The sequence below is a fragment of the Blastococcus xanthinilyticus genome (genome assembly GCF_008124835.1).
Taxonomy (GTDB): domain Bacteria; phylum Actinomycetota; class Actinomycetes; order Mycobacteriales; family Geodermatophilaceae; genus Blastococcus; species Blastococcus xanthinilyticus.
The window spans coordinates 102,164-117,627 of record NZ_VNHW01000008.1; the positions used below are offsets into that span (position 1 = coordinate 102,164).

Here is a 15,464-nt window from a genome sequence, read left to right on the forward strand (position 1 = left end):
GCTCAGTGCTTGACCGGGGTCAGCCCGAGCGACATGCCGGACAGCCCGCGCTGGCGGACGGCGAGCCCGTCGGCGATCTTCTCCAGCGCCTGCGCGGCGGGGGAGTCGGGATCGGCGAGCACGATCGGCGCACCGGCGTCGCCGGCCTCGCGCAGCCGGGTGTCCAGCGGGATCTGGCCGAGCAGCGGCACCCGGGCACCGAGGGTCCGGGTCAGCGCGTCGGAGACGGTCTGCCCGCCCCCGGAGCCGAACACCTCGACGCGGGAGCCGTCGGGCAGGTCCATCCAGCTCATGTTCTCGATGACCCCGACCACCTGCTGGTGGGTCTGGGTGGCGATCGCGCCGGCCCGCTCGGCCACCTCGGCGGCGGCCAGCTGCGGCGTGGTGACGACGAGGATCTCGGCGTTGGGCAGCAGCTGGGCGATCGAGATCGCGACGTCACCGGTGCCCGGGGGCAGGTCCAGCAGCAGGACGTCGAGGTCGCCCCACCACACGTCGGCGAGGAACTGCTGCAGCGCGCGGTGCAGCATCGGCCCGCGCCACACGACCGGCGTGTTGCCGGGGGTGAACATGCCGATCGAGATGACCTTCACGCCCAGCGACTGCGGCGGCATGATCATGTTGTCGACCTGGGTGGGCTTGTCGTCCACGCCCAGCATCCGCGGCACCGAGTGGCCGTAGATGTCGGCGTCCACGACACCCACCGCCAGCCCGCGCTTGGCGAGGGAGGCAGCCAGGTTCACGGTGACGCTGGACTTGCCGACACCGCCTTTGCCGGAGGCGACGGCGTAGACGCGGGTCAGCGAGCCGGGCTGGGCGAAGGGGATGACCGGCTCGGCGGCGTCGGTGCCGCGCACGGTCTTGCGCAGCTCGCTGCGCTGCTCGTCGCTCATCACGTCCAGCGCGACCTGCACCGCGGTGACCCCGGGGACCGCCCCGACCGCCTGCGTGACCCGGTTGGTGATCGTCTCGCGCATGGGGCAGCCGGCGACGGTGAGGTAGACCTCCACGGCGACCGAGCCGTCCGGCCCGATCCGCACGTCCTTGATCATGCCCAGCTCGGGGAGCGGGCGGTTGATCTCGGGGTCCTGGACGGTGGCCAGAGCGGCGTTGACGGCGTCGAGCGCCGGCGTACCGGTCAGCTGGTCGGACATCGTGTTCGTCTGTCTCCTCGTGAAGCGGGGGACCGGCATCCGGCGGTCGGCGTCAGCCGCGGCGACCTGCGCGATCGGTCGCCTGCCACTGTACGGCGGGAGACGTCCCGCCCCGGTCGGCGGAGGGTGATCCGGGACGCACCGGGGAGCGTCACTAGGGTCGCGTCGTGCCCCCGGACCGTGCGCAGACGCTGCGGGACGCCGTGGGGCTGGGGCTCGCCGTCGGGCTCTACGGCGTGGCGTTCGGCGCCGCGGCCGACGCCGCGGGGCTCGACGTCTGGCAGGCGCTGGTGCTCTCCGCCGTCATGTTCACCGGCGCCTCCCAGTTCGCCCTGATCGGCGTTCTCGGAGCCGGCGGCAGTGCCCTCGCCGCCGTCGGCAGCGCGCTGCTGCTCGGCACCCGCAACACCGTCTACGGCGTGCGGCTGGTCCCGCTGCTGCGGCCGCGCGGCCGGCTGCGTCGCGCCGGGACGGCGCACTGGGTCATCGACGAGACGACGGCCCTCGCGCTGGCGGCTCCGGACCGGGCCATGGCCGGGCTGGCGTTCCTGGTGGGCGGCGCGACGCTGTACCTGACCTGGAACGCGACGACCGTCGTCGGTGCGCTGGGCGCCGCCGCGCTCGGCGGTACCGCACGGGCCGCGCTGGACGCCGTCGTCCCGGCCGCCTTCCTCGCCCTGCTGTGGCCCCGGCTGGGCCGGGCGTTCCCCGAGCCGGCCGTGCAGCGCCGGGTGGCCCTGGGCGGGGCGGTGGTCGCGCTCGCGCTGACGCCGTTCGTGCCGCCCGGCGTGCAGGTGGTGACCGCGGTGGTGGCGGTCGCGCTGGCCGGCCGGCCGCGCCGGGCGGTGGCGTCGTGAGCGCCACCTGGACGGCGGTCCTCGTCGCCTCCGCCGGCTGCTACCTGCTCAAGCTGGCCGGGCTGTCGGTGCCCGCCGCGTGGGTCGAGCAGCCGTGGGTGGCCCGCGTCGTGGACTTCGTGCCCGCCGCGCTGCTGGCCGCGCTCGTGGTGGTGCAGGGGCTGACCAGCGGCGACGAGATCGTCGTCGACGGGCGGCTGGCCGGGCTGGCCGTCGCCGCGCTGGCCCTCGCGCTCCGGGCGCCGTTCATCGTGGTGCTGCTGCTCGCCGGCGCGGCCGGCGCGCTCGTGCACGTCGTCGTGGGGTGAGCGGTGGCGTGCGACGCCCGGCACGGCAGCTGGATGTCGGGCGGGGGGCAGCTCCGGCCGGTTCACGCAGGGGCCGATGCTGGTGCGGATCGATCTGGTGCCGTAACTTCCGCCACCTGGTCCCGTGTCTCCAGCGATCCGCGAGGTCGCCGGGAGCCGGGTAGGGAGGCACGGCAAGGGTGGACGCTCACGGCGCCGGCTGGGAACGCCGCGAGTCGTCTTCGTCTCCGCCGGCATCCGCGGATGGAGCGGGTTCCGAGCAGCCGCGCGGCCGTGTGAGGCACCCGGCGGCCGCGGCGGTGGTCGCGTCGTTGGCCGTCGCCGTCGGAGCCGCGACCCTGTGGGCTCCCTCTGGCGACGACCGGGACGACGGGGTCGTGATGGCCGAGGAGGCCCCCCGGCTCGACGAGCCGTGGCTCCCCGCGCCCTGGGAACTGGCTGGGTCCGACTCGCGCACCGTGGCTGCGGACCAGGCTTCCCCTCATCGTCCGTGCGGGCGCGAGATGGTCTCCGCGACGGAACTCGACGTCGCCGAGCAGACCTTCGTCCACCCGTCCGGCACGCGGGCGCGGCTCCTCGTGTTGAGGCCTGCGACCGGCGGTCCGATGACCCTCTTCCAGTTCGTCTACGCCTCCTGTCTGGTAGCGGGGCAGGCGGAGAGCGTTCCGGGGCCGCACAACCGATGGGCCTACGCGGGCGACGCCGGCGCCGCGGGGGTGGTGAACGAGTCGCTGTACCTCGTCGAGCTCGAGGGCGGAGCACAGGTGCCGCTGCCGGGTGATGCCGAGGACCTGCTGGAGACGTGGGAGAGCCGGTAGTCGCAGCGATGTCCGTCAGGGTCCTGGTCCGTCGTGGACAGGACCGTCGCCCATGTCGAGCAGTCCCGGGATCTGGTCGGCGGATGCCCTGAGAAAGGCATTCGGCCACCGTTCCCCGTCCGGAGCGACTCCGCCGGCTGCTACCTGCTCGAGCTGGCCGGGCTGTGGGTGCCCCTCACGTGGGTCGAGCAGCCGCGGGTGGCCCGCGTCGTGGACTTCGTGCCCGCCGCGCTGTTGACCGCGCTCGTGGTGGCGGGCTGAGTCGCAGCCCTCATCCACGCTGCCAGCGGACCTCGCCGTCCACGACGGTGTCCGTCGGCTCGAGCCCGAGACCGCGGGCCACTCCCGCAGACGCCTCGTGGTCCGGGTGGATGGCGGCTCGCAGGCGGTGGACGCCATGCTCGTGGAGCCAGTCCGCCACCACCGCGGCTGCCTCCCGTGCACAGCCCTGTCCCTGGTGCGCCGTCGCCACGACCCACGCCAGGTCGGCGGCCGGTCCGTCGCGGTCCGGGGTGACGGTCGCCTGCACGGTGCCGACCAGGCGGCCGCTCCGCCGGTCGCGCAGCATCCAGTTGAGCCAGCTGTCCCGGCCGTCGGGGGAGGAGCCGACGGACTGGCGGCGATACCGGGAACGCAGCTCGTCCAGGCCGGCGGGCGAGCCCCCGGTGTAGGTGTGCAGGGCGGGATCGGCGAACAGCGGCGCCGCCTCGTCGGCGTGGTCGACCGACAACGGTTCGAGGTCCAGGCGGGCCGACCGCAGCGGTTCGATCGGGAGCACGATCGGCCGGTCCATCGGCCGACGGTAGCCGGATCCGCGTGCCGGGACGGCCGATCCCGGCCGGCATCGGCCAGGATCGGCGCCGTGACCGACCTGGCCGAACCGACCGCGGGAACGACGGCGCCACCCTCCCGCAGGGGAGAGCTGCGCCGGCTGTGCGGCTTCGCCGTGCTCGGCGCGCTCGCCGGGGTGGCCGCCAAGCTGGGCGACGAGTCCGGCTGGCAGTGGGCCGGCGACCTCGGCACCTACCCCGCGGCGTGGGTGCTGGTGGTGGCGCTGATCGGCCGGTTCGCGCCCGGCGTCGGTACCGCCGCCGTGCGGGCCGCAGTGTTCTTCGCCGCCATGACCGCCGCCTACTACTCCTGGGCCGTGTTCGTGCTCGGCTTCGGCTACCAGCCCGCGCTGATCGCCGCCTGGCTGCTGCTGTCGGCCAGCGCGGTGGCGGCCTTCGCTGCGGTCGTCTCGTGGGCCGCCCGGCGGCCCGGCCCGCTCGCCGGGGCCGTCCTCGCCCTGGCGGCCGGCACGGCGTTGGTGAACGGGGCGCTGCGCGGGGTCTGGCTGGTGTGGACGGGCTCGGCCGTGGTGCTGCACCCGGTCCAGGCGGTCGCGGAGGTCGTCGTCGTCCTCGTGGTCGTGCTCGTCCTGCCCCGGCACCGGAGCACCCGCCTGTGGGCCCTCGGGCTGCTGCTGCCGATGGCCTGGCTGGCGCAGGAGCTGGTGAACCGGCTGCTCTACGACACCGGGGTCATCTGACCCGCTGCGGCCGACGGCGGTGCGCGACCGGCCGGCCGAGGTGCCACACCCCGGCGTACACCGCCACCCCCGGACCGAGGGCGCTGCCGGCGTCCGCCACGAAGATCCTGGCCTCGTCCTGCACGACCGCCGCGATGCTCTCGGTGCCCTGGACGCGGTGGGACTCGCGCACCTCCGGCAGGTACCGCCCCGCGCCGAGCCCACCGGCCAGCACGGCCAGCCCCCCGAGGAGACCGACGACGGCGATCCGCAGCCCGCGCGGGAGCACGGTCCCCGGCGGGAGCGGCACCGGACGGGTGACCCGCCACCACCGGGCCAGCCACCAGAGCAGCGCCGCGGCCCCGACCACGCCACCGACGAGGTTCAGCCGCGGCGACCACCCGTACCCGAGCACGTCGCCCAGCGCGTCCCACGCCAGGTGGGTCGCCGAACCCACGACGACCGACGGGACGATCCAGGCCGCGGCGGCGCCCCGCCAGGAGAAGCCCTGCGACGCGGGCCACGCCCGCCCGGCGGCGACGGGCGGGAGCAGCGCCAGCAGGGGCCGCACGAGCACGAGGTGGAACACGGCGAGGAGGGCCAGCGCGATCAGGGGGTCGAGCCAGAGGACCGAGGAGGCCGTGTGGGTCAGGGTGAGGTTGTAGTCCCCGCCGATCCACTGCAGCGAGACGTAGTACGGCAGGTCGGGTGCCACGGCCCCGGCCACGAGCGCCGAGGGCACGAGCGGGGTCCGCAGGAAGAGCAGGACCGCGGCCGGGTGGACCAGCGTGACGGGCACGGCCGCACCCTGGGCCGCGGCGCCCCGGCGCCCGTCAGGCCACCGGGTCGGCCTGCTCCCGGCGCTTCTTCGCCTTCTTCTTGCGCTCGCCGTCGTCGCCGCCGTCCTCGGGCATCAGCCGGTTCAGCTCGCTGCGGATGAAGTCACGGGTGGCCAGCTCGCCGACGGCGACGCGCACCGACGCGAGCTCGCGGGCGAGGTACTCGGTGTCCGCGCGCGTCGACGCGGCGCGGGCGCGGTCCTCCTCGGCCTGCACCCGGTCGCGGTCGGCCTGCCGGTTCTGCGCCAGGAGGATCAGCGGGGCGGCGTAGGCGGCCTGGGTCGAGAAGGCCAGGTTGAGCAGGATGAACGGGTAGGGGTCCCAGCGCAGCTGCACGGCGAAGACGTTGAGCGCGATCCAGACGACGACGAGGATCGTCTGCACGGCCAGGAACCGGCCGGTGCCCAGGAAGCGCGCGATGCTCTCGGCGAACTGCCCGACCGCGTCCGGGTTGAGCCGCAGGAAGCTGCCGAACCGCCGGGCGCCACCACGAGGGACGTCGAGCCGGGGGCCGTCAGCCACGGCGGGCCCGCTCCCGCCAGTCCTCGGGCAGCAGGTGGTCCAGGACGTCGTCGACGCTGACCGCCCCGACCAGCCGGCCCTGCGCGTCGACCACGGGTGCGGCCACCAGGTTGTAGGTGGCGAAGTAGTGGGTGACCTCGGCCAGCGGGGCCTCCGGCTTCAGCGGCTCGAGGTCGTCCAGCACCCCGCTGACCAGCGTCGACGGGGGCTCGCGCAGGAGGCGCTGGATGTGCGCCAGCCCGAGGTAGCGCCCGGTCGGCGTCGCCGACGGCGGGCGGCAGACGTAGACCTGGCTGGCCAGCGACGGCGTGATCTCCTCCTGGCGGACCCGCGCCAGCGCCTCGGCGATCGTGGCGTCCGGGGCGAGGATCACCGGCTCGCTGGTCATCATCCCGCCGGCGGTGTCCTCGGAGTACTTGAGCAGCTGCCGCACCGACTCGGCCTCGTCGGGCTCCATGAGCTCGAGCAGCCGGGTCCGGTCGACGTCGTGCAGCTCGGACAGCAGGTCGGCGGCGTCGTCGGGGTCCATCTCCTCGAGCACGTCGGCCGCCCGGCCCTCGTGGAGGGTGCCGAGGATGGTGATCTGCTCGGCCTCGGGCAGCTCCCCGAGGACGTCGGCCAGCCGCTCGTCGTCCATCGCCTCGGCGACCTCGTGCCGGCGCTTGATCGGCAGCTCCTGCAGGGCATGCGCCATGTCCGCGGCGTTGAGCTCCCGGTAGGTGGCGATCAGCGTCTCCGCGCCCTGCCCCGTCTCCGGCAGCGCCAGCCCGGTGACCTCGTCCCACTCCAGCTGGTGCAGCTGCCCCCGCCGGCCGATCCGGCCGGGCTCCTGGACGGCGAGGCGGGTGAGCAGCCAGTCGCCGGTGCGGGTCTGCTCCATGCCCGCGTCGACGACGTGGGCCGGCCGGCCGGACTCGTTGATGCGCACCTGCCGGTCCAGCAGCTCGCCCAGCACCAGCGTCTCGCCGGCCCGCTGCTCGAAGCGCTTGAGGTTCAGCGTGCCGGAGGAGAGCATCACCGCCCCCGGGTCGAGCGTGGTGACCCGGCCCATCGGCACGAAGATCCGGCGGCGGGCGACGACCTCCACGACCACGCCCAGCACCCGCGGGCAGGCGCTGCCCACCCGCAGGGCGACGACGACGTCGCGCACCTTGCCGACGCGGTCGCCGTTCGGGTCGAACACGGTCAGCCCGGCCAGCCGGGAGACGTACGCCCTGCTCACCGTCGTCACGGGCGGAAGGCTACCGTCGGCGCCGTGAACGGCCCGGAGATGCTGGATTACGAGATCGTCGACGTCTTCGCGCCCCGCGCGTTCGCCGGTAACCCGCTGGCCGTGGTGTTCGACGCCGACCGGCTCTCGACCGAGCAGTGCCAGGCGCTGGCGAACGAGTTCAACCTCTCGGAGACGTCGTTCCTCTCCGCCCCCACCGAGCCGGGCGCCGACCACCCTGGGTCGGCCGGCGGTCCGGCGGCCGACTACAGGGTGCGCATCTTCACGCCGTTCGCCGAGCTCCCCTTCGCCGGTCATCCCAGCGTGGGCGCGGCGCACACGCTGGTCCGCGCGGGGCGGCTGCCGGCCGGGACGCTGCGCCAGGAGTGCGGCGCCGGCGTGCTGGACGTGGTCGTCGAGGGTGACGGCGCGGTCCTTTCCGGGGGCCGCCCGACGCTGGCCGACGGCCCGGACGCGGTCGCCCTGGCCGAGGCGATGGGGCTCAGCGGCGACGACACGACCGGGGTGCCGGTCGAGGTGGCCGGGTGCGGGCTGCCGTTCGGCTACCTCTCGGTGTGCCCGGACGCGGTGGACCGGGCCCGGCCCGACCCGGCGGCGCTGGCCGCGCTGGAGGTGAGGGAGGGGGTGTCGGTGCTGTCCTGGGACGCCGCCACCGCCACGGCCCGGGCGCGGGTCTTCGGCCGCGACCTGGGCTGGGGCGAGGACCCGGCCACCGGCTCGGCCGCCCTGGGCGCCGGCGTCTGGCTGGTCGAGACCGGGCTGCTCGCCGGCGACGGGACGTCGTCCTACGTCATCCACCAGGGCGAGCGGCTCGGCCGGCCGTCGGTGCTGGAGTGCACGGTCACCGCCACCGGCCGGCGGGCGACCGCGGCCACCGTGCGCGGCGCCGTCCTGCCGGTGGCGACCGGCCGGATCCGGGTGCCGTGAGCGGGGCACCTGCCGCTTCCGGCGGGACCGCGCACGCCGACCGGTCGGCCGCGGCGTGGGCGCTGCACCGGCCCGGCGGCCGGGACGTCGGGCTGCTGTCGCTGGCGGTCGTGGGGGTGTCGCTGTCCGCGCCGCTGACCGCGATGGTGACCGCGCCGATGCTGGCGCTGGCCTTCTGGCGGAACGCCGCCGGCGCCGCCGCGCTCGTGCCGGTGCTGCTGACCCGCGAGCGCTCGACGCTGACCGGCCTGCGCTGGCGGGACCTGCGCAGCTCCGTGGTGGCCGGCCTGTTCCTGGCCGCGCACTTCGCCGCCTGGCTGCCCAGCCTGTCGCTGACCACCGTCGCGGCGTCGGTCGCCCTGGTCACCACCACTCCGATCTGGACGGCGCTGGCCGCCCGGATCTCCGGTGTCCGGCTGCCCGCGGCCGTGTGGTGGGGGCTGCTGCTCGCGTTCGCCGGCGTCGTCCTGATCGTCGGGGTGGACGTCACGGTGAGCGGCGAGGCGCTCGCCGGGGACGCCCTCGCGCTGCTCGGTGCCGTCTGCGCCGGGGGCTACGTGCTGGCCGGCGCCCGGGCCCGGCAGCGGCTGGCCACCTCGGCGTACGCGGTGGTCTGCTACTCCGTCTGCGCGGTGGTGATCGCCGCAGCGGCGCTCCTGGTCGACGCGCCGCTGGCCGGGTTCGAGGCGCGCGACTGGTGGCTGATCGCCGGCATCACCGTGTCCGCGCAGCTGTTCGGCCACACGCTGCTCAACCTGGTGCTGTCGTCGGTGGGGCCGACGGTCGTCAGCCTCGCCGTGCTCCTCGAGGTGCCCGGTGCCCTGCTGTTCGCGCTCGTCCTGCTCGGCCAGGTGCCGCCGCTGCTGGCGCTGCCCGGGGTGGTGCTGGTGGTGGCCGGGGTCGCGCTCGTGGTGCGGGCCGGCCGACCGACCACGCTGGTCGAGCCGGCCACCTGAGGGGTTGATCACTCCCCGGCGCGGCCAGGCAGCGCCGTCGCTACCCTCCGGGTGCTGAAGACGCCGTCGTCTGCACGAAGAGAGGCACTGTGGCCGAGCTCCGTTCCCGCCGTTCCAACCTCGCCGTTCCCGGCAGCAACCCCCGGTTCCTGGAGAAGGCGAAGGGCCTCCCCACCGACCAGGTGTTCCTCGACCTCGAGGACGCGTGCGCGCCGCTGGCCAAGCCCGGCGCCCGCAAGAACATCGTCGCGGCGCTGAACGAGGGCGGCTGGGGCGACAAGATCCGCACCGTCCGCGTCAACGACTGGACGACGGAGTGGACGTTCCAGGACGTGCTCGAGGTCGTCGGCGGAGCAGGGGCCAACCTCGACGCGATCATGCTGCCGAAGGTCCAGGACGCCGCCCAGGTGAAGGCGCTGGACCTGCTCCTGACCCAGATCGAGAAGGCCAACGGCCTGGAGATCGGGAAGATCGGCATCGAGGCGCAGATCGAGACGGCGCAGGGCCTGATCAACGTCAACGACATCGCGTTCGCCAGCGACCGGATCGAGACGATCATCTTCGGCCCGGCCGACTTCATGGCCAGCATCAACATGAAGTCGCTGGTGGTGGGCGCGCTGCACCCGGACTACCCGGGCGACCCCTTCCACTACATCCTCATGCAGATCCTCATGGCCGCCCGCGCCCGCGGCGTGCAGGCCATCGACGGTCCCTTCCTGCAGGTGCGCGACGTGCCCGCGTTCGAGGAGGTCGCCAAGCGCTCGGCGATGCTGGGCTTCGACGGCAAGTGGGTGCTGCACCCCGGCCAGATCGACGCGGCGAACGAGATCTACGCGCCGTCGCAGGAGGACTACGACCACGCCGAGCTGATCCTCGACGCCTACGACTGGGCGACGTCGGAGGCCGGCGGCAAGAAGGGCTCGGCGATGCTCGGCGACGAGATGATCGACGAGGCCAGCCGCAAGATGGCGCTGGTCATCGCGGGCAAGGGGCGCGCCGCCGGGATGTCCCGGACGTCGTCGTTCACGCCGCCGGAGAGCTGACCCCACCCCGGGCATAGGAAGCTTTACCTGCGGATTCGACCTCGATTCCGCAGGTAAAGCTTCCTATGCCGTGGCGGGCAAGGGTTCCACCACGGCGCGCTCTGCGGGCAGCCCCTGGTCCCGGACCCGCACCTCGCCGCCCCGGAGCTCCTCGCGGTACCGGCGGAACACCATCGGCACCCCGCGGGCCACGGCGAGGTCGGCGCTGTCCATGACCTGCAGGTGCACGTGCGGCTCGGTGGAGTTGCCGGAGTTCCCGCAGGTGGCGATCGGCTGCCCGGTGGTGACCGCATCGCCGGTGGCGACCCCGATCGAGCCGCGCCGCAGGTGCACCAGCGCGACGAAGCCCTGCCCCCCGGGCAGCGCGATGACGACGTGGTTGCCGGCGATGGCGGGCACTCCCGACCGGAGCCGGCCGGCCTGGCCCAGCGCGTACGGCACCAGCGCCAGCTGCGAGCGCCGCGCCTCGTGGTCGGGCTCGCCGTCGTGCACGGTGACGACGGTGCCGCCGGCGGGGGCGAGGACCGGCCGGCCGAACCCGACGAACCGCTCCGGTGGCTCGGTGGCGAGGAGGGTCCGCCAGTCGTGGGTCCCCGACGTCCGGCCGCGCTCGTCCACCGCGACGAAGTCGATGGCGTAGCGCTCGCCGAGCAGGTCGGTGCCGTGGCTCGGTACCCGCCGGGCCGGGCTGTTCTGGGTCAGCCAGCGGCCGGTGAAGGGGAGGACGAGCTCCACCGCCATGCCGGGAGCCTAGGGGCCGAAGCCGGTGCTGGTCAGCGTCGCGAAGGCGGCGATCCAGAACACGATGAGCAGGACGTAGAGGCCGGTCACGATGCCGCCGACCACGATCCCGGCCAGCGCGAGCCCCGCACCCTCCTCGCCGGTGGCCCGGATCTGCCTGCGCGCGACGACGCCCAGCACCAGCCCGGCCGGGGCGAAGACGAAGGCCATGACCAGCGCGAGGATGGCCATGGTGTTGGTCTGCCGGGGCCAGGCGCCCGGATGCCCGGGGCCGTAGCCGGGCGGCGGGCCGTAGCCGGGCGGTGGGCCGTAGCCGGGCGGTGGGCCGTAGCCGGGCGGGGGGCCGAAGGGAGAACGCGGGCCGGAGCCGGAGGGCCAGCTGGAGCCGGAATGCGGGCCGTAGCCGGGGGTCGAGCCGGAGCCGGGCGGCGTGCCGTGGGTGGGCGGCGGGTCGCCGCGGTACAGCCCGTCGTCGTCGTTGGTCATGGAGCTCCTCCTGTGCCGGGACGGGGTACTCCACCACGTGGCCGGCACCGGTGCCCGCGCCGCCACGCCTGCGTGCCCGAGCCGGAACCCGGCCGGGGGAGTGACCAGGCGCACTCCGACGCTCCGGCCACGGTGCCCCATACTCGCCGGTAACCCGGACGCCGGAGCCCCCGAGGAGTGGACCGTTGACCCGCTTGGCCCAGACCGCTGACCTGACCGACATCCAGCGCGAGATCCTCTCGACGGTCAGGAGCTTCGTCGACCGCGAGATCATCCCCCACGCCCAGGAGCTCGAGCACGGCGACGTCTACCCGCAGGAGATCGTCGACGGGCTCAAGGAGCTCGGCATCTTCGGCCTGATGATCCCGGAGGAGTACGGCGGTCTCGGCGAGTCGCTGCTCACCTACGCCCTGGTCGTGGAGGAGATCGCCCGCGGCTGGATGAGCGTGTCGGGTGTCATCAACACCCACTTCATCGTCGCGTACATGATCAAGCAGCACGGCACGCAGCAGCAGAAGGAGCACTACCTCCCGCGCATGGCCACCGGCGAGGTGCGCGGCGCCTTCTCGATGTCCGAGCCGGGGCTGGGCTCCGACGTCGCCGGTATCCGCACCAAGGCCGTGAAGCAGGCCGACGGCGGCTACGTCATCGACGGCCAGAAGATGTGGCTGACCAACGGCGGCAGCTCCACCCTGGTCGCGGCGCTGGTGCGCACCGACGAGGGCGCCGAGAAGGCCCACCAGAACCTCACGACGTTCCTCGTCGAGAAGCCGGCCGGGTTCGGCGAGGTCAAGCCCGGGCTCACCATCCCCGGGAAGATCGACAAGATGGGCTACAAGGGCGTCGACACCACCGAGCTGGTGTTCGACGGCTACCGGGCCGAGGCCGCCGACATCCTGGGCGGCGACCCGGGCCGCGGCTTCAGCCAGATGATGGACGGCGTCGAGGTCGGCCGGGTGAACGTCGCCGCCCGCGCCTGCGGCATCTCCATCCGGGCCTTCGAGCTGGCCGTCGCCTACGCCCAGCAGCGGGAGACCTTCGGCAAGCCGATCGCCCAGCACCAGGCGATCGCCTTCCAGCTGGCCGAGATGGCGACCAAGGTCGAGGCCGCCCACCTGATGATGGTCAACGCCGCCCGCCTCAAGGACGCCGGCAAGCGCAACGACGTCGAGGCCGGCATGGCCAAGCTGATCGCCAGCGAGTACTGCGCCGAGGTGACCACCCAGTCCTTCCGCATCCACGGTGGCTACGGCTACTCCAAGGAGTACGAGATCGAGCGGCTGATGCGCGAGGCGCCGTTCCTGCTCATCGGCGAGGGCACCAGCGAGATCCAGAAGACGATCATCAGTCGGGGTCTGCTCAAGACCTACCAGCTCAAGCGCTGATCCTGCCCCGCGGACGACTCGGCCCCCCGCTCCGCGAGCGGGAGGCCGGGTCGTTCCGGGTGCGGTCGCCGGCGGCGGTTCAGCTGCCGTCGGCCGGGGCCGGCTCGAACCGCACCTCGACCCGGTCGACGCCGAGGGACCGGGCGAGGACGGTGAGCATGCTGCGGGTGTTCCGCTCCGCGCGGTCGGCGAGGTCGCTGTCGGCTGCCGCGGTGGCCAGCCGGCGCTCGGCCAGCGCGTAGAGCTCGCCGTCGTCGGAGGGGTTCTCCACGAACACCCCGCCGACCCGGTCGAGCGCGCCGCGGTCGCGGTCGAGCACCCGGCTGCTGTCGGCTTCGATCCGCGCCTCGCCGATGCTCGGCGCCGGCAGCACGATCTCCGCGGACGAGCCGTCGGGTGCCAGCGTGACGGCGTCGGCGGTCAGGCCCTCCAGGTCGACGTAGGCGTCGACCGTGCCGGTGGCCAGGAAGCTGACCCGCTCACCGCTGATCACCGACGGCACGAACGGGGTGTCCTTCTCCCGGTCGATGACGACCTGGAACCGGCCGGTCGCGGCGTGGTACTCGTGCAGGTCCTCCAGCGCCAGCAGGAGCGGCGGGGTGCTGCGGTCGACCACGCGCTGCTCCAGCGGGTTCTCCAGGCCGGTGATCCAGCCGGCCAGCCCACCGGCCACCGGGACGACCATCGCGACGCCGACGCCGGCGGCGATCAACTTCACCGGCACCCGCCGGCGGGGCCGGGCGGCGCGGACCGGCTCGTCGGTGCGGGGGGAGCGGGCGGGGTCCTGCAGCAGTCCGGGCATGCGCAGCCTCTCGGGGTCGTGCCGGGGGATGTGCGGTGCAGCGGCCCGGTCCGCCGGGCTATTCCGGCGACACGCGCGACACGCCGGACGGCCCCCTGCCCGCTCCCGCGCGAGGCGGAAGGGGAGGGGGCCGGTGCAGTGGATCAGCGGGCGGGGCGCCGCTCGTAGTTCCGGCGCGCCCACAGGTAGCCGACCAGCGCGATCCCGGCGCACCACGCGGTCGCGACCAGGCCGCTGGAGCCGATCGCCGTCCCGGTGAGCAGGCCGCGCACCGTCTCGATGATCGGGGTGAACGGCTGGTGCTCGGCGAACCAGCGCAGCCCGGCCGGCATCGACTCCACCGGCACGAAACCGCTGCCGAAGAACGGCAGGAGCATCAGCGGCATCGGCACGTTGCTGGCCGCCTCGACGGTCCTGGTCCACAGCCCCATCGCCACCGACAGCCAGGACAGCGCGAAGCTGGTCATGCCCAGGACGCCGATCACCGCGAGCCACTCGACCGCGTTCGCCTCCGGCCGGAAGCCGATGAGCAGCGCCACGGCGACGACGAGCGCCAGCCCGACCATCGTCTGGATCACCGCGCCCACGACGTGCCCGGTGAGCACCGACGCACGGGCGATCGACATCGTGCGGAACCGCGCGATGATGCCCTCGGTCATGTCCATGGCGATCCCGATCGCCGTCCCCTGCGCGCCTCCGGTGATGGCCAGGACCAGGATGCCGGGGACGACGTAGGCGAGGTACTCCGCCCGGCCACCGGCCGGGAGGCCCAGCCCGGCGCCGAGCGTCCCGCCGAAGACGAAGACGAACAGCAGCAGGAACACGATGGGCAGCGCGGCGACGATCACCGTCAGGCCCGGGTAGCGCACGGCGCGCTTCAGGTTGCGGCGCAGCATCGTCGCCGAGTCGTTCACGGTGAGTGCGAGCGCGGTCATGCGGTCACCTCTGCGGGGGTCGGGCGGCCGGTGAGGGCCAGGAAGACGTCGTCCAGGTCGGGGGTGTGCACGGTGAGCCCGGCGACGTCGACGCCGGCGTCGTCCAACCGTGCGAGCAGGGACTTCAGGGCGGCGACGCTGCCGTCCCCGGGCACCTCGAGGGCGAGGGAGCCCTCGTCGGCCGGGGCGATCCCGAGCGCGTGCGCCGCACGGCGCAGCGGCTCCGGCCCGGCGAACTCCAGCCGGACGTGGCTGCCCGGGACCATCCGCTTGAGCTCGTCGGCGGTGCCCTCGGCGACCAGCCGCCCGGCGTCCAGGACGCCGATCCGGTCGGCCAGCTGGTCGGCCTCCTCCAGGTACTGGGTGGTGAGCAGGATCGTTCCCCCGTCGGCCACGAGCCCGCGGACGATGTCCCACATGGCCCGGCGGCTGCGCGGGTCCAGGCCGGTGGTCGGCTCGTCGAGGAAGACCACGCGCGGATCGGCCATGAGGCCCATGGCCAGGTCGAGCCGGCGTCGCATGCCGCCGGAGTACATGGCCGGCACCTTGTCCGCTGCCTCCACGAGGTCGAACCGCTCGAGCAGGTCGTCGGCGCGGCGCTGGCCCTCCTTGCGGCCGAGGTGGTTCAGGTCGGACATGAGCCGCAGGTTCTCCCTGCCGGTGAGCAGGGTGTCGACGGCGGAGAACTGGCCGGTCAGGGCGATGGCGGAGCGCACGGCGGCGGGGTCGCGGTGCAGGTCGTGCCCGGCGATGCGGACCTCGCCGCCGTCGGCCGGGGTGAGGGTGGACAGGATGTCGACGGTGGTGGTCTTGCCGGCACCGTTCGGGCCCAGAAGGGCGAAGACGGTTCCTTCCGGCACGGTCAGGTCCAGGGCGTCGAGGACGACCTTCGGCCCGAAGGACTTGCGCAGGCCGGTGACGGCGATGGCGGGGTTCACGGTCCGCTCCTC

The 15,464-nt window shown here is 74.1% G+C and carries 19 protein-coding genes; 9 read left to right on the forward strand and 10 right to left on the reverse strand.

What is annotated here, in order from left to right; translation table 11 throughout:
- Positions 1-2 precede the first annotated feature (2 nt).
- Positions 3-1,154 (reverse strand): Mrp/NBP35 family ATP-binding protein, encoded by a 1,152-nt coding sequence (locus BD833_RS13410; protein ID WP_166533643.1) that lies wholly within the window; start codon positions 1,152-1,154, stop codon positions 3-5.
- Between the two features lie 167 nt (positions 1,155-1,321).
- Here BD833_RS13410 and BD833_RS13415 point away from each other — a divergent pair, with 167 nt between their 5' ends.
- The 4 genes from BD833_RS13415 to BD833_RS13430 all read left to right on the forward strand — a co-directional run bounded on the left by BD833_RS13415 (position 1,322) and on the right by BD833_RS13430 (position 3,398).
- Positions 1,322-2,011: an AzlC family ABC transporter permease gene (locus BD833_RS13415; RefSeq protein ID WP_166533644.1), complete on the forward strand. Its 690-nt coding sequence runs from the start codon at positions 1,322-1,324 to the stop codon at positions 2,009-2,011.
- Entirely contained in the window at positions 2,008-2,319 is a 312-nt protein-coding gene (locus tag BD833_RS13420; RefSeq protein WP_166533645.1) for an AzlD domain-containing protein, read from the forward strand. Before BD833_RS13415 ends, BD833_RS13420 begins: the two co-directional genes overlap by 4 nt.
- Positions 2,320-2,822: 503 nt before the next feature.
- On the forward strand, positions 2,823-3,137 hold the full coding sequence (locus BD833_RS13425; protein WP_166533646.1) for a hypothetical protein: 315 nt from the start codon (positions 2,823-2,825) through the stop codon (positions 3,135-3,137).
- A 33-nt stretch (positions 3,138-3,170) separates the two neighbouring features.
- Positions 3,171-3,398, forward strand: a complete 228-nt coding sequence (locus BD833_RS13430) for a hypothetical protein (protein WP_166533553.1) — start codon at positions 3,171-3,173, stop codon at positions 3,396-3,398.
- A gap of 10 nt (positions 3,399-3,408) precedes the next feature.
- Here the strand turns inward: BD833_RS13430 and BD833_RS13435 are convergent, their stop codons facing one another.
- Positions 3,409-3,930: a GNAT family N-acetyltransferase gene (locus BD833_RS13435; RefSeq protein ID WP_166533647.1), complete on the reverse strand. Its 522-nt coding sequence runs from the start codon at positions 3,928-3,930 to the stop codon at positions 3,409-3,411.
- A 69-nt stretch (positions 3,931-3,999) separates the two neighbouring features.
- Here BD833_RS13435 and BD833_RS13440 point away from each other — a divergent pair, with 69 nt between their 5' ends.
- A complete protein-coding gene (locus BD833_RS13440) occupies positions 4,000-4,668 on the forward strand; it encodes a DUF6518 family protein (protein WP_166533648.1) in 669 nt (222 codons plus the stop codon).
- Here BD833_RS13440 and BD833_RS13445 read toward each other — a convergent pair.
- From BD833_RS13445 to BD833_RS13455, 3 genes are read right to left on the reverse strand one after another with little or no spacing between them, the layout of a single operon-like run.
- Entirely contained in the window at positions 4,661-5,446 is a 786-nt protein-coding gene (locus BD833_RS13445) for a DUF4184 family protein (RefSeq protein WP_166533649.1), read from the reverse strand. The genes BD833_RS13440 and BD833_RS13445 overlap by 8 nt on opposite strands.
- A 34-nt stretch (positions 5,447-5,480) precedes the next feature.
- Positions 5,481-6,008: a DUF1003 domain-containing protein gene (locus BD833_RS13450; protein ID WP_166533650.1), complete on the reverse strand. Its 528-nt coding sequence runs from the start codon at positions 6,006-6,008 to the stop codon at positions 5,481-5,483.
- Positions 6,001-7,239 (reverse strand): magnesium transporter MgtE N-terminal domain-containing protein, encoded by a 1,239-nt coding sequence (locus BD833_RS13455; protein ID WP_166533651.1) that lies wholly within the window; start codon positions 7,237-7,239, stop codon positions 6,001-6,003. The genes BD833_RS13450 and BD833_RS13455 overlap by 8 nt, the downstream gene beginning before the upstream one ends.
- 24 nt (positions 7,240-7,263) lie before the next feature.
- Here BD833_RS13455 and BD833_RS13460 point away from each other — a divergent pair, with 24 nt between their 5' ends.
- From BD833_RS13460 to BD833_RS13470, 3 genes are all read left to right on the forward strand, one after another.
- A complete protein-coding gene (locus tag BD833_RS13460; RefSeq protein ID WP_243737651.1) occupies positions 7,264-8,166 on the forward strand; it encodes a PhzF family phenazine biosynthesis protein in 903 nt (300 codons plus the stop codon).
- Positions 8,163-9,122, forward strand: coding sequence for a DMT family transporter (locus tag BD833_RS13465; RefSeq protein WP_243737652.1), 960 nt, complete (start codon positions 8,163-8,165; stop codon positions 9,120-9,122). The genes BD833_RS13460 and BD833_RS13465 overlap by 4 nt, the downstream gene beginning before the upstream one ends.
- Positions 9,123-9,211: 89 nt before the next feature.
- A complete protein-coding gene (locus tag BD833_RS13470) occupies positions 9,212-10,165 on the forward strand; it encodes an HpcH/HpaI aldolase/citrate lyase family protein (protein ID WP_166533652.1) in 954 nt (317 codons plus the stop codon).
- A gap of 63 nt (positions 10,166-10,228) precedes the next feature.
- On the opposite strand, the gene BD833_RS13475 is transcribed toward BD833_RS13470, so the two are convergent.
- Both BD833_RS13475 and BD833_RS13480 read right to left on the reverse strand, forming a co-directional pair.
- The gene (locus BD833_RS13475; protein WP_166533653.1) at positions 10,229-10,906 is read right to left on the reverse strand and encodes a M23 family metallopeptidase; all 678 of its coding nucleotides are present in this window, start codon (positions 10,904-10,906) and stop codon (positions 10,229-10,231) included.
- 9 nt (positions 10,907-10,915) lie between these two features.
- Positions 10,916-11,392, reverse strand: coding sequence for a DUF4190 domain-containing protein (locus BD833_RS13480; RefSeq protein ID WP_166533654.1), 477 nt, complete (start codon positions 11,390-11,392; stop codon positions 10,916-10,918).
- A 185-nt stretch (positions 11,393-11,577) separates the two neighbouring features.
- On the opposite strand from BD833_RS13480, the gene BD833_RS13485 reads away from it, so the two are divergent.
- On the forward strand, positions 11,578-12,777 hold the full coding sequence (locus BD833_RS13485; protein ID WP_166533655.1) for an acyl-CoA dehydrogenase family protein: 1,200 nt from the start codon (positions 11,578-11,580) through the stop codon (positions 12,775-12,777).
- A gap of 79 nt (positions 12,778-12,856) precedes the next feature.
- On the opposite strand, the gene BD833_RS13490 is transcribed toward BD833_RS13485, so the two are convergent.
- From BD833_RS13490 to BD833_RS13500, 3 genes are all read right to left on the reverse strand, one after another.
- Positions 12,857-13,579, reverse strand: coding sequence for a DUF4230 domain-containing protein (locus tag BD833_RS13490; RefSeq protein ID WP_166533656.1), 723 nt, complete (start codon positions 13,577-13,579; stop codon positions 12,857-12,859).
- Positions 13,580-13,722: 143 nt separating this feature from the next.
- Positions 13,723-14,514 carry an ABC transporter permease gene (locus BD833_RS13495; RefSeq protein WP_166533657.1) on the reverse strand — a complete coding sequence of 264 codons (792 nt, stop codon included), beginning with the start codon at positions 14,512-14,514 and terminating at the stop codon, positions 13,723-13,725.
- On the reverse strand, positions 14,511-15,452 hold the full coding sequence (locus BD833_RS13500) for an ATP-binding cassette domain-containing protein (RefSeq protein WP_166533658.1): 942 nt from the start codon (positions 15,450-15,452) through the stop codon (positions 14,511-14,513). The genes BD833_RS13495 and BD833_RS13500 overlap by 4 nt, the downstream gene beginning before the upstream one ends.
- Positions 15,453-15,464 lie beyond the last annotated feature (12 nt).